16 protein-coding genes are annotated in these 18,484 nt (G+C 66.4%); 11 read left to right on the top strand and 5 right to left on the bottom strand.

Annotation, left to right across the window (positions count from 1 at the left end):
• Window positions 1–29: 29 nt before the first annotated feature.
• A complete protein-coding gene (locus HCU76_RS36505) occupies window positions 30–938 on the bottom strand; it encodes a lipase family protein (protein ID WP_256354005.1) in 909 nt (302 codons plus the stop codon).
• A 470-nt stretch (window positions 939–1,408) separates the two neighbouring features.
• Here HCU76_RS36505 and HCU76_RS05405 point away from each other — a divergent pair, with 470 nt between their 5' ends.
• The 8 genes from HCU76_RS05405 to HCU76_RS05370 all read left to right on the top strand — a co-directional run bounded on the left by HCU76_RS05405 (window position 1,409) and on the right by HCU76_RS05370 (window position 9,845).
• On the top strand, window positions 1,409–1,843 hold the full coding sequence (locus HCU76_RS05405; protein ID WP_213954945.1) for a DUF2844 domain-containing protein: 435 nt from the start codon (window positions 1,409–1,411) through the stop codon (window positions 1,841–1,843).
• Window positions 1,827–3,149 (top strand): DUF3443 domain-containing protein, encoded by a 1,323-nt coding sequence (locus HCU76_RS05400; protein WP_256354004.1) that lies wholly within the window; start codon window positions 1,827–1,829, stop codon window positions 3,147–3,149. Before HCU76_RS05405 ends, HCU76_RS05400 begins: the two co-directional genes overlap by 17 nt.
• A gap of 302 nt (window positions 3,150–3,451) precedes the next feature.
• Window positions 3,452–4,930 (top strand): metallophosphoesterase, encoded by a 1,479-nt coding sequence (locus tag HCU76_RS05395; RefSeq protein WP_218508652.1) that lies wholly within the window; start codon window positions 3,452–3,454, stop codon window positions 4,928–4,930.
• Complete coding sequence (locus tag HCU76_RS05390; RefSeq protein ID WP_371319764.1) at window positions 4,884–6,845, top strand: CHAT domain-containing protein; 1,962 nt, start codon at window positions 4,884–4,886, stop codon at window positions 6,843–6,845. Before HCU76_RS05395 ends, HCU76_RS05390 begins: the two co-directional genes overlap by 47 nt.
• Window positions 6,846–7,404: 559 nt before the next feature.
• On the top strand, window positions 7,405–7,857 hold the full coding sequence (locus HCU76_RS05385; RefSeq protein WP_213954744.1) for a response regulator: 453 nt from the start codon (window positions 7,405–7,407) through the stop codon (window positions 7,855–7,857).
• 113 nt (window positions 7,858–7,970) lie between these two features.
• Window positions 7,971–8,234 carry a hypothetical protein gene (locus tag HCU76_RS05380; RefSeq protein WP_213954745.1) on the top strand — a complete coding sequence of 88 codons (264 nt, stop codon included), beginning with the start codon at window positions 7,971–7,973 and terminating at the stop codon, window positions 8,232–8,234.
• Between the two features lie 235 nt (window positions 8,235–8,469).
• Window positions 8,470–9,297, top strand: a complete 828-nt coding sequence (locus tag HCU76_RS05375) for an exostosin family protein (RefSeq protein WP_218508650.1) — start codon at window positions 8,470–8,472, stop codon at window positions 9,295–9,297.
• A gap of 38 nt (window positions 9,298–9,335) precedes the next feature.
• The gene (locus tag HCU76_RS05370) at window positions 9,336–9,845 is read left to right on the top strand and encodes a DUF3800 domain-containing protein (RefSeq protein ID WP_218508649.1); all 510 of its coding nucleotides are present in this window, start codon (window positions 9,336–9,338) and stop codon (window positions 9,843–9,845) included.
• A 368-nt stretch (window positions 9,846–10,213) separates the two neighbouring features.
• On the opposite strand, the gene paoC is transcribed toward HCU76_RS05370, so the two are convergent.
• The 4 genes from paoC to HCU76_RS05350 form a co-directional block, all read right to left on the bottom strand.
• Complete coding sequence (gene paoC / locus HCU76_RS05365) at window positions 10,214–12,412, bottom strand: aldehyde oxidoreductase molybdenum-binding subunit PaoC (RefSeq protein ID WP_218508648.1); 2,199 nt, start codon at window positions 12,410–12,412, stop codon at window positions 10,214–10,216.
• Window positions 12,413–12,415: 3 nt separating this feature from the next.
• Entirely contained in the window at window positions 12,416–13,366 is a 951-nt protein-coding gene (locus HCU76_RS05360) for a xanthine dehydrogenase family protein subunit M (protein WP_218508647.1), read from the bottom strand.
• Window positions 13,363–14,007 (bottom strand): aldehyde dehydrogenase iron-sulfur subunit PaoA, encoded by a 645-nt coding sequence (gene paoA, locus HCU76_RS05355; protein ID WP_213954749.1) that lies wholly within the window; start codon window positions 14,005–14,007, stop codon window positions 13,363–13,365. Before paoA ends, HCU76_RS05360 begins: the two co-directional genes overlap by 4 nt.
• Window positions 14,008–14,289: 282 nt before the next feature.
• Window positions 14,290–14,790, bottom strand: a complete 501-nt coding sequence (locus HCU76_RS05350; RefSeq protein WP_256354002.1) for a dihydroneopterin aldolase — start codon at window positions 14,788–14,790, stop codon at window positions 14,290–14,292.
• A 204-nt stretch (window positions 14,791–14,994) separates the two neighbouring features.
• Between HCU76_RS05350 and HCU76_RS05345 the strand changes: the two genes are divergently transcribed.
• From HCU76_RS05345 to HCU76_RS05335, 3 genes are all read left to right on the top strand, one after another.
• Window positions 14,995–17,097: a sigma-54-dependent Fis family transcriptional regulator gene (locus HCU76_RS05345; RefSeq protein ID WP_213954750.1), complete on the top strand. Its 2,103-nt coding sequence runs from the start codon at window positions 14,995–14,997 to the stop codon at window positions 17,095–17,097.
• A complete protein-coding gene (locus HCU76_RS05340; protein WP_218508646.1) occupies window positions 17,094–17,879 on the top strand; it encodes an HAD family hydrolase in 786 nt (261 codons plus the stop codon). Before HCU76_RS05345 ends, HCU76_RS05340 begins: the two co-directional genes overlap by 4 nt.
• Window positions 17,880–17,964: 85 nt before the next feature.
• Window positions 17,965–18,462, top strand: coding sequence for a hypothetical protein (locus HCU76_RS05335; protein ID WP_213954752.1), 498 nt, complete (start codon window positions 17,965–17,967; stop codon window positions 18,460–18,462).
• Window positions 18,463–18,484 lie beyond the last annotated feature (22 nt).

Raw genomic sequence — 18,484 nt, 5'->3', positions numbered from 1 at the left:
AATCTGTCCGGATCTGCCAGCAAGACGATTCATGGATGCGGAATCATCGACGCGGTCGACGCGGTCGGCAGCGTGCTCGAGGCCGGCCCCTTGATGCAACTGCTGCAAGTCTGGTCGATGCCGAGCAAAGGCACGCTGTTTGTCTGCTGGTAGTCGAGCATCGCGCAATAGCAGACGATGTGGTGGTTGCAGGCCAGCTCGAAGCGAATGCGCGCCTGTGCTTCGCTCGGGCGCAGGTCGGTCACATGGGGAAGATGGTCATAGTCCGGCCCGAATGGCACGCGTGGGACAGCGTCGAGAAAATAGTTGTAGAGCATGTAGCGGTCGGAGCCGACAGTGCTGTCGAATGCATTTGCGAACGCCGTGTCGCCCGGATGCGGTGACGCGAACAGGCGCGCCGATACCCACCGCCCGGCGCGCGAGACACGTGCCAGGTCGAACGTGAGGTACGTGGCCAAGGCGCTTCCGAGGCTGTGTCCAACGACCATCAGTTCGGCGCCGGCCGGCACGGCCGCAGCGATGCCGTCGCAGGCCTTCTTGCCGGGGTCGTCCGCATCGACCTTGAACATCATGGACTGGTAGATGCCCCAGAAGCCGGCCTCCACGGTACCGGGGCCGTTCGGGTACGGCATGGGATGGAACTCGGCATCCTCGATCCATTCCGCGATGCCTTCCGTCCCGCGCACCACGGCCGCGAATTGCCGCGGATTCGCCTTGCTCGCGACGAGCACGCCGTAGCAGACTTCCTGCCCCTTGGCCATGGTCGGCAATCCCTTTCTGAAGATGGCATCGATCCCTGTGAAATAGCCAATGACGTTCCAGTTCGCCGCCAGCCGGGAATCGACAGGCGGGGCCACTTGTGCGGGTGCGCCCTTGTACATGTCGGCCGCGTACATCACCAGCAGGCCCAAGGCTGCATCGGCGGGGTTGGAAATCATGATGCTCTCCTTCTCGATCAGCTCTGGCAGAAGGCCAGGAATATGGACGAACCGGCCGAGCAACGGGTCTTAGTTGGCCCGTTGGTCCGTGTCCTGGTACCAGATGTACTTGATGTCGATCACTCGCAGCGCAGTCGATTGTGCGCCGGCTGCGCCTCCAGGGCGTGCCCACAGAGGAGCGCTTGTCCCCCTCCTGTAGGAGCATTGCAGTGGCCCTGTTGGGGGTAAGGAAGCGGTTCAACGGGAATACGATCGCAATGCATGGCGTAGTCCTGCACTTTGACCCGTCCTGCTCTGGCCTCTGAGCCACCGCCCACACGCGCATTGCATGACTCGGCCTGAAGCAACCCGTCAGCGAATGGTCAGGCGACAGACAGTTTGCGCGGCCATCATGGGGCGTGGACATCTTCTCGCCGCACCGCGACTGCGGTTCCTCCGATGGGCGCGTCGCGCCGATCTTTCGTCGCTTCATGTTGGTGTCCTTGCTGGCGATGCTGTCTCCGCTGGAGGCGGGCGCAACGCTGGGCGGTACCGAGTCCTCTGTCGGGGCCGACCAGACCCACATGCATGCCCGGCGCGAGAAAAAGGACGGCTCCGGCTACAGCGTGCACGAGATCACCTTGCCATCAGCCACTGCGGTGCGCGAGTTCGTGTCCGCGGCCAGCGGACAGGTATTCGCGGTGGCTTGGCAAGGCCCTTTCATGCCCGACCTGAAGCAAGTGCTGGGCGATCATTTCGACGACTTTGTCGAGTCCGCCCGCAGGGTGCCGCATGCCAGTGGCAGCTTGTCGGTACGCAAGCCCGAGCTGGTCATTCATTCGGGCGGTCACATGCGCGCCTTCTCCGGCATGGCGTACCTGCCGGGCCAACTGCCGGAGGGCTTCGACATTGAAGACATACGCTGACCGAAGCGTGGTGCGCCGCATGGTCCCGATGCTGGCGACGGGACTCTGTGCCCTGGTGGTAGCCGCGTGCGGCGGAGGAGGGAGCGGCGGCGCGGGCAGCAGCCAAGTCCTGGCCGCGGCTGCGACGACCGCCGCGACCACCGGCACCAGCGCGAGCAGCGCTCCGGCGGCACCGGCGACGCCGCAGGCGCCCAATGTCACGGCGATCGTCGTCGACGGCGGCCCGGCCGGCGTCACGGGCTCGGTCAACATCCCGTTCGTCAGCGTCAAGGTCTGCGCGCCCGGAAGCACGTCGGCCTGCCAGGTGATCGACCACATCATGCTCGACACCGGATCGAGCGGGCTGCGACTCGTGGCCTCGGTGCTCACGAATCTCCCGGCACTGGGAGCGCTGTCCGACGCCTCGAACAACGCCTACGCGGAATGCGCGCAGTTCATCGGCGACTACACCTGGGGTTCGGTCAAGCTGGCCGATGTCAGCATGGCCGACGAGACGGCGTCGTCGGTGCCGGTGCAGGTCATCGGCGACCCGGCTGTCGGCGCAGCTCCCGCGACCTGCTCGAATGCGGGTGCACCGAACAACACAGTGACCAGCCTCGGCGCCAACGGCATGCTCGGCGTTGAATCGTTCCGCGAAGACTGCGGGAGCGCGTGTGTCTCGGCCGCCTTGCCGGGCGCCTACTACGCGTGTCCCGCTGGCGCCGGCGCCTGCAGTCCGACGGCCATGCCGCTTGCCCGGCAGGTCGGCAATCCGGTGGCAAGGTTTGCGTCCGACAACAACGGCGTGCTCATCGCGTTGCCGGCCATCCCGGCGATCGGGGCCATCAACGTGAGCGGCTCGTTGGTGTTCGGCATCGGCACGCGCAGCAACAACGCGCTGGGCGGCGCACATGCGTATGGCGTCGACGGGTCAGGGAACTTCACGACGACGTTCAACGGGCACACCTATGCCAACAGCAGCTTCATCGACAGCGGTTCGAACTACTACTTCTTCAATTCGACGCTGCTTCCGATGTGCAGCGACCCGGATGAATTCGGCTTCTACTGTCCGGCCTCGACGCAGGTGCTGACCGCCGTCGTCCAGGGCACCAACGGCACCAACGGCGCCGTGAGCTTCAGCGTTGCCAATGCCGAGAAGCAATTCAACGGCAATCCGTTCGCGACCGCATTCAGCAACATCGCCGGCGATCTTCCGGGACCCGACGGATTCGACTGGGGCCTGCCGTTCTTCTACGGGCGCAACGTGTTCACCGCGCTGGAAGGCGCCTCGACGCCGGCTGGAATGGGCCCGTTCGTCGCGTATTGATTCGACGGCACAAAGAAACACGAACAGGCTTGCGCTCGCATCTCGAGCGGTCGGCGGGGGGGGCGATGCGGGCCCTTGAAGCGCATCGGCGATCAGCGCGAAGCTGATGAAGCCGAGGAACATCGCCGGAGATCTTCGCCTCGCTGATCCGGAATGCGATCCTGGACGACCTTGGCCCAGGCGATTTCCGCTCGTCCATCCAAATAGGGAGCCGCCGCTCTTCGAACCTTGTCGCCTCGCGAAGGCTGTGCCAAGCTTCTCTGCGCTGCTTGGTACACCGAAACAAGAAGAAGGGCGCCTCGATGAATGATTTGCCTGCTTTCGACGAAGTGCATGTCATCTCCGACCTGCACATGGGTGGGCGACCCGGATTCCAGATCCTCCGGGAGACCCGCCGGCTCGCCAACCATGTTGTACGGCTGGGCCAGCAAAGGCCCGAAGGACAGTTGGCACTGGTGCTCAACGGCGACGTGTTCGACACGCTTGCCGAGGAAGGCACCGGCTACGTCGCCATCGACAACGCCGTCGATGTCGTCAGCCGCATCATGAAGGACGATGCCTTCGCGCCGATCTGGGATGCGCTCGCGGCCTTCGTCGGCTTGCCGGGACGCACCCTGGTGATCGTCATCGGAAACCACGACATCGAGATCGCCTTTCCGACGGTCCAGCGCCTGGTCAAGGCGCGGCTGGCAGGTGCCGACCCGATCGCGCGCTCGCGCATCGAGTTCTCGACCGCCGGCGCGGGCTTCACCTGCACCGTCGGGGGCGCCCGGGTCCATTGCATCCATGGCAATGAAGTCGACCCCTGGAACTACAACCGGTACGAGGACCTCGCCAGGGTGTCGCGCCACATGAATGCCGGCCAGCCGCTGCCCCAGGATGCATGGCAGCCCAATGCCGGCACGCGGATGGTCAAGGACGTGATGAACGCCGTGAAGCGCAGGTATGCATGGATCGACCTGCTCAAGCCGGAGACGTCGGCGGCGGTGGGCGCACTGCTCGTGCTGGATCCGACGCGGGCCAACAAGCTCGACGGCCTGTTCGGCGTGGCCGGAGAACGCAGCCGGGGCAGCGCGCAGGTCGACGCACGGCTCTCCGCGGACCAGGCCCAATCACCGGCGCCCGCGGCCAGCGCCGGGCCGACGCTGGAGCAGATGCTGGGCCCCAACCTCAAGCAGGGCGTCGCGCGGCCGGCCGACGACATGCTGATGCTGGCCGAGAAGAATTACGACGCCTCGGTCCAGAGAGCGGTGGGGCCGGATGGCACCCTGGGCGTTCCGCAGCTGGCCTGGGACCGCCTGACGGGCTGGCTGACGGGCGTGACCAAGGTCGAGGCGCTGCGACGCGCGCTGGCAGACTGGCTGGCAAAGGACAAGAGCTTCGAGCTCACGGACCGCGACGAGACCTACACGAAGGTGAGCGAGTCGGTCGGCTCCGCGATCGACTTCGTCGTCTGCGGCCACACGCACCTGGAGCGTGCCATCGACATGGGCGCGGGCCGCTACTACTTCAACAGCGGCACCTGGATCCGGCTGTTGCGGCTGACGCCCGACATGTTGCGCGACGAGGCGTCCTTCGCGCCGGTCTACGACGTCCTGGTCGATGGGTCGATGAAGGCGATCGACGAGAAGCGCTTCGCCGGCGACAAGCCCTTCGTGCTGGACCAGACCAGTGCCGTGTCCATCTGCCGGGCGGACGGCGAAGTGGTGGGTTCGCTGGCCCACGTCGAAGGCGATGGCTCAGGGGCGCCTCGTGTCGTCGCAAGCTTCAGCAGGCACTGACATGAGCGACATCTACGACATCAAGCTCGAGTTCCTGCGGACCGGGCCGGCGCACAACCAGCTGCTTTCTCCTCTCACGCCCTACCTGGCGCTGTGCGGCGCGGACGCCCCGGTCAGCGTCCGCATCCCGCTGGAGCATGACAAGCTGCTCAGGCGACTGGATCGGCTGCGCTACGAGGTCGACGGCTCCGCGGTCTCGGCATCGCAGAGCACCGGGGAACTCCAGGAACTGGGTGAAACGGTCGCGCGCGTGCTGGCAGAGATCCCAGCCCTGGTGTCGGAGCTTGGGAATGCCCGGAACAACGCTTCCCGCCTCGTCAACATCCGGCTGGTCATCTCCGCTTTCGAGTTGGGCCTGGTTCCCTTCGAAGCGACGATGGCGCCAGCCGATACCTCGGGGTCGGGCGCGCATCTGCTGCTCAGCACACCCACGACGATGACGCGCGAAGTACGGCGCGGGCGTCCTCTGCAGTTCGAGTGGAATCGCAAGCCGAAGATCCTCTTCGCGTTCGCGTCGCCTCGCGAGCTTGCGGCGGTACCGGCGCAAGAGCATCTCGAGGCGTTGCGCCGAGCCATCGATCCGTGGATCAAGGTCCGCGAGTCGCACAAGGAGAGCCTCCGCGACGTGCGCGAGATGCTGACGGTCCTGCCAAATGCCACAGCCAGCGAGATCAGCGAATACTGTCGAAAAGACGATTTCACCCACGTCCACATCCTGGCGCATGGCGTGCCGATGCCACGATCGGAGGGGCGCCGCTTCGGCCTTGCGTTGAGCGCAGACGAAGGCGGCGTCGGCTACTCGGTGGTTGACGGTCAGAGCCTGGCGATGGCCTTGAAGGGACTGAAATCCAGCGGCCTGGCCAAGAAGCCTCCGACGGTCGTGACACTGGCGACCTGCGATTCAGGCAATACGGGGTCGGTCTTGACGCCCGGAGGCAGCATTGCGCACGAGTTGCATGCAAGCGACATACCGTGGGTGATCGCCTCGCAGTTTCCGCTGTGGATGCGCGCCTCGAGCATCGCCGCGGAGTGCATCTACAGGGGATTGCTTTCCGGAGATGACCCACGCGCCGTGCTCTACGAACTCAGGCAGAGATTGCGCATCGACCTGCCTGGCACGCACGATTGGGTCAGCATCGTGGCCTACGCGACGATATCCGACGACCTCGAGTCGAAGGTCGACGCCTTCCGCAGCCGCCAGACCAAGGCAAAGATGGAGGTCATGTTCGCGCGGATGGATGACCTGGTCGCACAGAACCAGAGCGACGAGGTCAAGGCGGAACTTCGCAAGCTTTGCACCGACATCCGCAACGACCTCAAGATCTGGTTCAACGAGCCAGCGGCGCAGCGCAATCCAAAGGAGCGCGCGGAGCGCATGGGCATGCGGGCGGCGAGCGAGAAGCGGATTGCCATCTTCTTGAAACAGTCTGGCGATGTGGGCGGAAGCACCGACGCCTACCGCCTGTCTCGTGACTACTACGCTGCCGCCTTGAAGGTCGAGCCGGAGAATCATTGGCTGATGACGCAGTTTCTTTCTGTTTGTGCGACGCCCGACCTGGCAACCGACGCCGCCGAACTGGAATCCACCGTCAAGACCTATCGCCGATGGTGGGGGGTCGCCTGGCAGTTGGCCCAGTGGAAGCTCGCCAACGGGACGACGGCCGATCGTGTCTGGGCGCATGGGACGCTGGCGGAAATCGAACTCTTGCGCGTCGTCTACGAACACGAGCCTGTTGCCGCCGAGTCGGCGATGGAGGCTATCGTCGAGCACTGCACGCGTATTCGGGAACTGTCGGAAGATCCCTTCCAGATCATGTCCACGACGCGCCAGTTCCAGCGCTACCTGGACCATTGGCCGCGTGAGCAGTGGAAGGATCTGGCGCAAGCAGCCATCGATGCACTGAAGCGACGTTGACCGCAGGAGTGCAGCGGGAAGCAGGGACCATCCCATGCCGGCGGCGACGCAGGCCAGCGCCGCCACCTGTTCGGCATTGCTCATCTCGCGCAGGACCACCGCCACATGGGGTACTCGCGCCGCAGGCGATCGAGCGCATGCGGGAGCACCTTGTAGACCGCATGCGTCACGAAGCCGATGACCAGCCTGCCTCCGCGCCCCTGCGCCATCGCGCGAGCATGGTCGGCGGCGGCGTCGCCATGGGCCAGGCTGGCACGCAGGTCTTAGACGATGGCATGCCCGGCGTCCGTCAACGACGCGCCGCGCCTGTCCCAACTGCTCTGCCGCCCGGGTGAGGCTGCCGGCGTCCGCGACGGCGATGATGCAACGCATCTGGCGAGTGTCCGTGTCCAAAGTCCCACGAGGGCGCTCTACAAGGCGCGACGAAAAGGCGATTCTGACGGGGCTTCGGGCGATTCGAGAAATGTTCCTACGTGCCGACGGCCGCGCCTGGGTCAGGATTACGCGCTCCCCTGTTCGAGCGGAGCTGGCCAACCCCCATGACGGGCGAATCGATCCTATGAAAAGCTCCATCTCCCATCGGCCGGACGAAGGCCGCCACGTGCTGCTTCCCGTGCCGGACGCTCCTTCGCCGCGCAGGAAGGCCGCCCGCAGATTGCGAATACTGGTCGTGGAAGACGACGTGGACGCCCTTGCGCTGACGCAGGAACTGCTGGGCCTGCTGGGACATTGGTCGGCAGGGGTCGGCAGCGCCGAAGGCGCGCTGGCCCGCTTCTCCGAGGGAGCGTTCGACGTGCTGCTGCTCGATGTCAACCTGCCGGCCCTCTCGGGCCTGGACCTCGCTGAAAAGCTGGGTCGGCTCGAATCGCTGCCGGTGATCTTCGCCACGGGGAGCGATCCGCCCCGCGATCGATCGCTGCGGTCGATCTGGCTGCGCAAGCCCTACACCACGGCGCAGCTGGAAGGCGCGCTGGCCCGGGCCGAGGCGCTTCTTCGCTGCGCCGATGCGTGAATGGCGTGCGCAGTCGTGCGAGTCGGGCGCCTGTCCTTCATGAAGTCGTCCTTCGCTCCTGCCCTGCTGCTCTGTCGAGCGGGGGAACGTCGGCGCTTTTGACAGGAATCCGCATGAGTGACACGGGCATGGGCGATACCGGCGATCGAGATTTCCGCTACCACGACTGCGAGTTCCGCATCAGCGTGCAGCGTACCGGGGCGGACCTGTTCCTGCCTCATGTCCTCTATCGCGCCGGCCTGCGGGGCGTCGAGCAGGTCGCGTTGCCGGTGGATGCCGACCCGTACGCATCGGCAGACGAGGCTTGGCGGCATGGGGAGCAGCAGGCCGTGCGCTGGGTTCATGACCGAACCGGCGACGGCCAGGGCAGATTCTGACCGGCGCCCCGACATCCTTGCAGGCTCAACCCATAGGTAACGCATGCTGAAAGTCCATGTTTCAACCCCAGGCCCGGATGCGACGTTCGGCGACAAGTTGAAGGCTGTCCTCGGGCAGTTCGACAACTTCGTCCTCACCAGCGATCCGGCGGCAGCAGAAGTCATCCTGATGCCGGAGAACGATTCGCGAATCTTCGCCAGTGCCCCCGTGTTCCAGTCGCACAAGGAAAAGTGCGTGGCGATCTCCGACGGCGACATCCTGAGCTACTACATGCCCTCGTTGTATGCGTCCAACCATCGCTCCCTGCTGTCGCGCGGGCGCGCATTGACCGCCGGTCCGTTCTCTTCCCTGGTCGAGGCGCCGCTCGGATCGCGCAACGCCTGGATCTCGCCCCTGAAGGACGCGCAGGTGGAAAAACGCTACCTCTACAGCTTCATGGGCGGCAGCACCTCCATGCTGCGCAAGCGGCTGTTCAGGTACTACCGATCACTGGCCATCGCAGATGCCTTGGTTGAATGCACCGATCACTACAAGCACTGGTCGCGGGACGCGTCACCCGAGCACAGCGCGCAGCAGCGGCGTTACATCGAGACCATGCAGGCGTCCAAGTTCGTCCTCTGCCCGCGCGGCGCAAGCGCTTCCAGCATCCGCTTGTTCGAATCGATGGAACTGGGCTGCGCACCGATCGTGCTGGCCGACCGCTGGATACCGGTGGACGGCGTGGACTGGAGCTTCTGCCTCTTCGTGAAAGAGTCCCGGTACCGCGAACTCGATGTGATCGTGCGCTCGCATGCGGACGAATGGCAGGAGCGCGGCGCGGCTGCCCGGAACGCTTTCAACGGACACTTTTCTCACTCCGCGTTCGGCGCCACGATGGAGCGGCAACTGCGCGACCTCGTGCGTCACCGCGATGACGGGCGCGAACGTCTCATTCGAGCCGTCTACCCGCTCTATCGTGGTGCGACCGAGTTGAAAGGGGAGTTGCGGCTTGCCGCTCGGAACACGGTTCTCGCAGGTTTCCGGATGCTTGGCGTCAAGTTTCCCTACGACCTGAACAAATAGGCCGTTCCCGCCGAGTTCGACATCCCGACAATTGGAGGATGTTCAGCGATTACATCGTCTTCGTAGATGAGAGCGGCGACCACAGCCTCACCTCGATCAACCCCGACTATCCCGTGTTCGTCCTGTCGTTCTGTGTTTTCGCGAAGGCTTGCTACGCCGACACGTTGACGCCGGCCGTTCGCGGTCTGAAGTTCGAGACTTTCGGCCACGACATGGTGGTTTTCCACGAGGCCGACATCGTGCGCCAGCGCGGTCCGTTCGCGGCTTTCGGCCCGGCCGAGCGCATGGCGTTCATGGGGAAGTTGAGCGCCATGATCGATGCCTGCGACTTCACTCTGATTGCAGTGGTGATCGACAAGAACAAGCACAAGGCGAGATATACCGAGCCGATCCACCCCTATCACCTGGGGCTGCAGATGGGGTTGGAGCGCTTGCACGACTTCTTGTCGTCGAGGGGCGCCCCGCAATGCCATCACGCATGTCGTGTGCGAAGCGCGCGGGGCCAAGGAAGACACCGACCTCGAACTGGCCTTCCGGCGCGTGTGTGATGGCGACAACCGCAATCGCACTCCTTGCCCATTCAGCATCGTGATCGCGGACTAGAAGACCAACTCCGAGGGGCTGCAACTGGCCGACCTGACGGCGCGCCCGATTGGCTTGTCCGTGATCCGGCGGCTGCAGACCAACCAGGCGTTTGAAGTGCTGAAGCCGAAGTTCTTCACTGGAATGCGCGGCCACACGATGGCCGGCAACGGGCTGAAGATTTTTCCATAGCCCACAAAGCAGAAAGGCCCCCGGGATACCCCAGAAGCCTGACGCCGGTCGCGAACCCGCAACCCATTTGCAGACTATTTTGCACGACTTTTCGCCGTCGATGTGTGCGTAAGGGTTTGCCCCGCGCGTCTCGGCAGTTGCCTCAAATCCCCAGCGCAGGCATCTTCGCCAACAGCTTGTCCAGCGTCACCGGGTAGTCGCGCACCCGCACGCCGGTGGCGTTGTAGACCGCATTCGCCACCGCCGCACCAACCCCGCAGATGCCCAGTTCGCCGACGCCCTTGGCCTTCATCGGCGAGGAGATCGCGTCTGTCTCGTCCAGGAAGATGACCTCCTGGTGCGGAATGTCGGCATGCACCGGCACCTCGTAGCCGGCCAAGTCGTGGTTGACGAAGTAGCCGAGCCGCGTATCGACCGCAAGCTCCTCCATCAACGCAGCGCCCACGCCCATCGTCATCGCGCCGATGACCTGGCTGCGCGCCGTCTTCGGGTTGAGGATGCGGCCCGATGCGCACACGGCCAGCATGCGGCGCACGCGGACTTCCGCGGTCCAGGCGTCCACGGCCACCTCGACGAAGTGCGCGCCGAAGGTGGACTGCTGGTACTGCTTGCCCAGATCGCCGAACTCGATGCTGTCCTCGGCCTCGATGGGGCCGTTGCCCGCCACCTGCGTGAGCGGCACGCTGCGCCCGCCCGCCTGCACCAGCCCATCGGAAAAGCTGGCGCTCGCGGCATCGAGGCCGGCGCGCTGCGCGATCGCCTCGCGCAACTTCACGCAAGCCGCATACACGCCCGCGGTGGAACTGTTGCCGCCGAACTGCCCGCCCGAGCCCGAAGACACCGGAAAGCTCGAATCGCCAAGCCGCACCGACACGCGCTCCAGCGGCACGCCCATCATCTCGGCGGCGGTCTGCGCGATGATGGTGTAGCTGCCGGTGCCGATGTCGGTCATGTCGGTTTCCACGGTGATGCGGCCGTCGCCATCCAGGCGCACGCGCGCGCCGGACTTGATCACCTGGTTGTTGCGGAAGGCCGCTGCCATGCCGGTGCCGATCCACCAGCGGCCTTCGCGGCGCTGTGCCGGCCTTGCGCTGCGCTGCGACCAGCCGAACTTCTCCGCGCCGATATGCATGCAGTCGATCAGGCGGCGTTGCGAGAACTTGCGCTCCGGCTTGGAAGGGTCGACCTGGGTGTCGTTCAGCACGCGCAGCTCGATCGGGTCCATGCCGAGCTTCTCGGCCAGTTCGTCGACGGCGATCTCCAGCGCCATCAGGCCGGGCGCCTCGCCCGGCGCGCGCATGGCGTTGCCTTCGGGCAGGTCGAGCATCGCCAGCCGCGTGCCGGAGAGGCGGTTCTCGCCGGCGTAGAGCAGTTGCGTGCATTGCACCGCGTTCTCGGGCTTGCCGCCGGCGAGGTTGCCCGACCAGCTCTCGTGCGCGATCGCCGTGAGCTTGCCCTGCTTCGTCGCGCCCAGGCGGATGCGCTGGATGGTGGCCGGGCGATGCGTGGCGTTGTTGGCCATCATCGGCCGCTGCATCGCGACCTTGACCGGGCGCTTCGCCATGCGGGCGCCGAGGGCGGCCAGCACCGCGTCGGCGCGCAGGAAGAGCTTGGCGCCGAAACCGCCGCCGATGTAGGGTGACATCACGTGGACCTTCTCCTTCGGCATGTCGAGCGTCGCGGCCAGGTCGCGTGTGTTCCACGCGATCATCTGGTTGGAGGTCCAGATGGTCAGCTTGTCGCCGTCCCACGCGGCGGTCGTCGCGAAGGGCTCCATCATCGAGTGCGACTGGTCCGGGGTGGTGTAGGTCTCGTCCAGCTTGACCTCCGCGTTGGCGAAGGCGGTCGAGAAGTCGCCCACGGTCTTGTTGCTGTCGGTGGTCTTGCGCTCCGTGGAACGCTTGGCCTTGGCCAGGTCGAAGGCACCGTCGGCGGCAGCGTAGTCGACCTTGACCAGGGCCGCGGCGGCGCGTGCCTGCTCGAAGGTCTCGGCCACCACCAGCGCGATGGCCTGGTGGTAGTGCTCGACGTTGGGGCCGCCCAGCAGCTTCGCGGCGTTCAGGCTGCCCTTGCCCAGCTTGCCGGCGTTCTCGTAGGTGACGATGGCGATCACGCCGGGCGCGGCCTTGGCGCGGCCCTGATCGATAGACGTGATGCGGCCCTTGGCGACCGCGGAGCCGACGATGTAGCCATAGGCCGCGCGGGGCGCCACGTCGTGCCGTTCGTAGGCATAGGGCGCGGTGCCGGTGGTCTTGAGCGGGCCGTCGATGCGGTCCGTCGCCCGGCCGACGACCTTGAGCTGGTCGATCGGGTTGGTGGTGGCGGGAGTGTCGAATTTCATGCCTCAGCTCCTGGCGTCCGTGAGCACCGCGTCGAGCGTGCGCTCGACCAGCGTCAGCTTGAACTGGTTCTGTTCGGTAGGCCGGGCGCCAGCGAGCAGGGCTGCGGCAACGGCGCTCGCGCCGCGCGGCAATTGCGCGTCCGCGGTGTCGTCGCGCCAGGGCCTCGGTGCGACACCGCCGAGAGCGACACGTCCCGTGCCGTCGCGCTGGACGATGGCCGCGACCGACACCAGCGCGAAGGCATAGGAAGCCCGGTCGCGCACCTTCTGGTAGATGTGCTTGCCGCCTACCGGCGCCGGCAGCCTGACCGAGGTGATCAACTCGCCGGGGAGCAGGGCGTTCTCGATGTGCGGCGTGGCGTCGGGCAGCTTGTGGAAATCCGCGATCGGGATGGTGCGGCGCAGGCCCCCGGGGCGCGTGGTTTCAATGCTCGCGTCCAGCGCACGCATCGCCACCGCCATGTCGCTCGGATGCGTGGCGATGCAGGCGTCGCTCGCGCCCACCACCGCCAGCTGCCGGCTGATGCCGCCCATGGCCGCGCAGCCGCTGCCGGGCTTGCGCTTGTTGCAGGCCTGGTTGGTGTCGTAGAAGTAGGGGCACCGCGTGCGTTGCAGCAGGTTACCGGCGGTGGTCGCCTTGTTGCGCAGCTGCGCCGAGGCGCCTGCCAGCAGCGCGCGCGAGAGCACGCCGTAGTCGCGCCGCACGCGCGGGTCGGCGGCCAGGTCGGTGTTGCGCACCAGCGCGCCGATGCGCAGGCCGCCGTCCTGCGTCGCCTCGATCTTGTCGAAGCCCAGGCCGTTGACGTCGACCAGGTGCCGGGGCGTCTCGATCTCCAGCTTCATGAGGTCGAGCAGGTTGGTGCCGCCAGCGATGAAGCGCGCACCCGGTGTGCGGGCCGCGGCCTCCACCGCCTGCGCGGGCGAGGCGGCGCGTTCGTAGCTGAAGGCCATCATGTCTTCAGCCCCGCAACATCCGCGATCGCGTCGGTGATGTTGCTGTAGGCGCCGCAGCGACAGATGTTGCCGCTCATGCGCTCGCGGAACTCCGCGGTCGACATCTGCGGCGTGCCCGTCAGGTCGACGGTGGCGTGGCTCGGAATGCCCTGCGCCATTTCATCGAGCATGCCCACGGCCGAGCAGATCTGGCCCGGCGTGCAGTAGCCGCACTGGTAGCCGTCGTGCTTGACGAAGGCCGCCTGCAGCGGGTGCAGGTTGCCGGGCTGGCCGAGGCCTTCGATGGTCGTGACCCTGGCGCCTTCGTGCATCACGGCCAGCGTCAGGCAGGAATTGATGCGGCGGCCGTCGACCATCACCGTGCAGGCGCCGCACTGGCCGTGGTCGCAGCCTTTCTTGGTGCCGGTGAGGTGCAGGTGCTCGCGCAGGGCGTCGAGCAGGGTGGTGCGGGTATCGATCACCAGGCGCTGCGGCTTGCCGTTGACGATCAGCGTCACGGCCATGGGGGCGGGGTCGCCTGCATTGCGGGCCGGCGCCGCGGCGGCGGGCATGGCTGCGGCCATTGCCGGTACCGACGCGGTGGCAGCGCCTGCCTTCAGCAGGCCGCGCCGGGAGATCGTGAACTCATCGGGGTGGGTCATGTGGTGTTCCTTCGTCGGTCGGGGCCGGACTTCTGGCGCAATTCGCGCCGCAGGTGACCGTCACGCCGCCGACGGGCGCGGGTTGACAGCCGACTTTGGCAAGACCTGTAGGTGCGGGCCTTCGCAGGGCAGGGCGGGGCGCTTGCAAGGCCGCAGCGGCTCACACAATGTCCGGTTCAGCCCCGGGCAGGGTGACACAGTGTCATGCCCGCGGCGCAGCGCCCGGGTTGCGCGGGGGACGCATGGCGCACATCAGCCATCCCGCGGTCGGCGAACGGTCCGTCAGCGCTTGCCGTCCGGCACCATGCCGGAGCCGATCAGCCGCAGCACGGCCCCGGCGCGCGACAGCGGCGCCTCGGGCGGCGGCGCACGTCGCTCGATCTGCACGCCGACGGCGCTCACATCGCTGAACTTGCGCGGCTTGACCACCTTGACCCGGACCCAGCACGCGCCGAATTCGCCGATCGCGATCTCCGCGATGGCTTCGGCGAAGGCTTCCAGCAGTTGCAATTGGTGGTCGGCCATCAGGCCGCGCAGGCGCTGGCAGACCTCGCCATAGTCGATCGTGTCGGCGATGCGGTCGGTCTCGCAGGCGCGTGCGCGGGGCAGGCCCATGTGCACGTCGATGACCAGGGGCTGGGGGCGGTGCAACTCCGTCTCGTGGATGCCGATCACCGTGTCGCCGATGAATCCCTCGATGAAGATCACATCCATGGCGGCCAAGTCGGGCAGTTGCGCGGGGGCGCCGGAGGGCGGGGTGAATGAAGAAATGCTCGTTTCCAAGGGGGCGCCTTCCTCTGTGAAGCGATGGTGGTCGGGAAGATTTCCCTATGCAATGGATCGTGGATCCGCAAAATCCAGGCCACGCATCGCGTGGGGCGCTCGATGGGAAATTGCGCGCCCCCGTGCACACCCCGTTGCGTTCTGCCGCCACTGCGTTACAGAATCGTCGGACCGGCGCAAATCGACGCCGGGCTGGAGACGTCGATGGTGCTGACGGTGCGCAATGCGGGACATCCGGCGGATGCCCACGCCAATCGAGTTCTGGAAGTGGTCCGCGGTGGATTCCCGGAGCGCAGCGATGACGTGGTCACGCTCTCCTGGATACGCTGCCTGAACCAGTACAACCTGCGGCCCGACAAGCCGCGCGAGCCGGCCGTGATGGGTCGCGTGCTGCTCGAGGAGCGGCGCGCCCGCCACACCGCGGTGCTGGAGTGCGCGCGCTACGAAATGACCACGCTCTACCAGCAACTGGCCGATACCGAGATGGCCGTGCTGTTGACCGACACCGACGGCGTGATCCTGCACATGGTGTCCTCGCCGGAGTTCGCGGCCGAAGTCGGCCCGCTGGGGTTGCGCGCCGGCGGCATCTGGAGCGAGACCGAAGCCGGCACCAACGGCATGGGCACCTGCCTGGCCGCGGCCAGCCCGATCTGCGTGCAGCGCGAGGACCACTTCTACACCCAGTTCACGCAGCTGACCTGTTCGGCGGTGCCGGTGTGCGACCCGGCCGGCAACATCGTCGCGGCGCTCGATGTCACGAGCCGTTCCAGCCTGATGCAGCAGCACCTGCTGGTGCTGTTGACGATGACGGCGAGGATGATCGAGAACCGCCTGATCGATCACCAGTTCCGCAACGCCCACCCGCTGCATTTCCACAGCCGCCCCGAATTCGTCTACACGCTGCACGAGGGCAAGCTGGCGGTGGACGACGACGGGCGCGTGCTGGCCGCCAATCGCAGCGCCTTGTTCCAGCTGGGCCTGCAGTCGATGGACGAGATCCGCTCGCGGCGCATCGAGGACCTGTTCCAGACCTCGTTGCCGGACATGCTGCAGCGCAGCGCTTCCTCTTCCTTCCATCCGGTCGTGACCTACAGGACCAACGCGGCGTCACGCTTCTTCGCGGTGGCGCGGCGCCCGGCCTCGGCCGCGGACGCGCTGTGCTTGCCGTCGTCGGCGAGCAGCACGCCGTCGTCAGGCGGCGGATCGCTGGCGCTGTCGCGGTCCCGGGCCGTCCGCCCGCTGGCCCGGCGCGCCCCGGCGGCGGCCTTCGTCTTCGACGACCCGCGCCTGGCCGCGCAACTGGAGGTTGCCCGGCGCGTGATCGCCCGCGGCACGCCGGTGCTGCTGTGCGGTGAGACGGGCTCCGGCAAGGAGGTCTTTGCGCGCTCGCTGCACGAGGGAAGCCCGCAGGCTTCTGGCGCCTTCGTCGCCATCAACTGCGCGAGCCTGCCGGAGGCGCTGATCGAATCCGAACTCTTCGGCTACTGCGCCGGCGCGTTCACCGGCGCGCAAAAGTCAGGGCGCCGCGGCAAGATCCAGCAGGCCGACGGCGGCACGCTGTTCCTCGACGAGATCGCCGACATGCCGCTGGAGTTGCAGTCGCGCCTGTTGCGGGTGCTGGACGAGCGCCGCGTCACGCCGCTGGGCACGGAGGAAAGCCATGCAGTCGACTTCCAGCTCATCAGCGCCAGCCATCGCCACCTGCCGACGCTGGTGCGCGATGGCCGCTTCCGCGAAGACCTCTACTACCGGCTCGCCGGCATCGAGGTGCAATTGCCGGCGCTGCGCGAGCGCAGCGACAAGCTCTCGCTGATCCGCGGCATGCTGGCCACCGAAGGCGGCAGCGACGCCGTGCTGAGTGCCGAGGCGGAGCGCATGCTGATGGCGCACAACTGGCCGGGCAACGTGCGCCAACTCGGGCATGTGCTGCGCACGGCGGCGGCGCTGGCCGATGGCGAGCCGATCACGCGCGCGCACCTGCCCGCGCTGGCCGTCAACCTGCATGCGCCGCATGACGCAGAGCATCTGCCCCAGTTGGGCGGCGAGCGCGCGGGAATGGTGGCGCCGATGCCGGCTGCCGATGCGCAGGCCACCGCAGCGCACAACGTCCAGCACGATGACGCGCATGCATCGGCCAGGCTCAACCCCATCCAGGCCAACGAGCGGCAACTGCTGCTGCAGATGCTGGAGCAGCACCGCTGGAACGTGAGCAACGTGGCCAAGGCGCTGGACATCAGCCGCAACACCCTCTACCGCAAGATCCACAAGCTGCAGATCGAGGTCTCGCATCCAGAGCTGGGTGCGTGAGCGGGCGTGAAGACGAGGCCGACGCGGCCGCCGGCAAGCCGTCGGGCAACCTGGCGCTGTTCGACCTCGACCACACGCTGATTCCGTTCGACAGCGGCACCGCGTGGATCCGCTTCCTGATGCGGCATGGCCGCCTGCCGGCCGATGCGGAGGAACGCCACCTGGCTTTCTGCCGGCTCTACGTGGCCGGTACGCTCGACATCCATGCGATGCATCGGTCCAACATGCAGCCCTTGCTGCCGGTGCCGCGGGCGACGCTGGCGCAATGGCAACGCGAGTTCGAGGTGGACATTGCGCCACGCATTCCGGCATCGAGCCTGGCCGTGGTCGAGCGGCACCGGGCGAACGGCGACTTGTGCGCCATCGTCACGGCGACCACGGAGTTGATTGCCTGGCCGATTGCGCGGCTGTTTGGCATCGATGAACTGGTGGCGACGCGGCCCGCCACCGTGGACGGCTTGCCCGATGCTGCGTTCACCGGCGAGATCGACGGCGAGCCGTGCTTCCGGCATCACAAGGTGAGCCGGGTGACGGAGTGGCTGGCGCGGCGGCCGCCAGGGTTGGGCAACCGCCTGGCCGATTTTGCGCAGAGCTGGTTCTACTCTGATGCAATGAGCGACCTGCCGCTGCTCGCGGCTGTCTCCCATCCCGTGGCGGTCAGCCCCGATGATCGATTGCGCGCGCATGCGCTGCGGGCGGGTTGGCCGATATTGGACTGGGGCGCGGCGGCTTTCATTGAGACAACCGCGAGCCATCTTCCGGCGAGTGGGGGCGGTGGCTGAATCGACGAGATTCCAGAGCAAGAACCGGAGTTCGGAGGCCGGCGACGCCCGATAGATTGAGTGCTTTCAATCCTTCGAGAGCACCATGACACTCCACACACGTACCGTCGCGACCGAAGGGGCGGCGCAAGCCAGACGATTTCCGACGCAACTTGGCGAGTTTGTTCGCGTCAGCCGGCTTTCGGCGATGGCGCCCCACGACGAGTGGAAGGCGACCCTTGCCGACCAGACGGAAATCATGGTTCCGGAAGAAGGCGATCGTCCCAACCCCCTCGGCGTCGCGAAGGCCATTGCGGTGGTCCAGAGCAGGGCTTACCTGGGTGGACGAGCAGTACAGCTCATCGCACCGTTCCTCAGGGGCGAAGGCGCGTGGCGACTGCTCACCATTGATTTCGGCGTCGAAGCGCGCCGGTACGAAAGCGAGTTTCTGATGTGCTTCGCATTTGTAGCCGCGAACACCAGGCTGTCGAGTTCCAGCCCCTATTTCGTGGTTGGTTTTTCGCAATCCAAAGCTTCAGAGGAGGGCGAGCCCGTGTTCTCCTTGACCGTCAAGGCCATCGCAGGCATCCCATTTCCGGTGTGATGGGTCGCTGTGCGGGAACGCA

It is taken from the genome of Variovorax sp. dw_308, assembly GCF_019207085.1.
Classification (GTDB): Bacteria; Pseudomonadota; Gammaproteobacteria; order Burkholderiales; family Burkholderiaceae_C; genus Variovorax.
The sequence above is the reverse complement of the archived record's forward strand: the minus strand, read 5'-3'. Positions and strand labels throughout refer to the sequence as shown.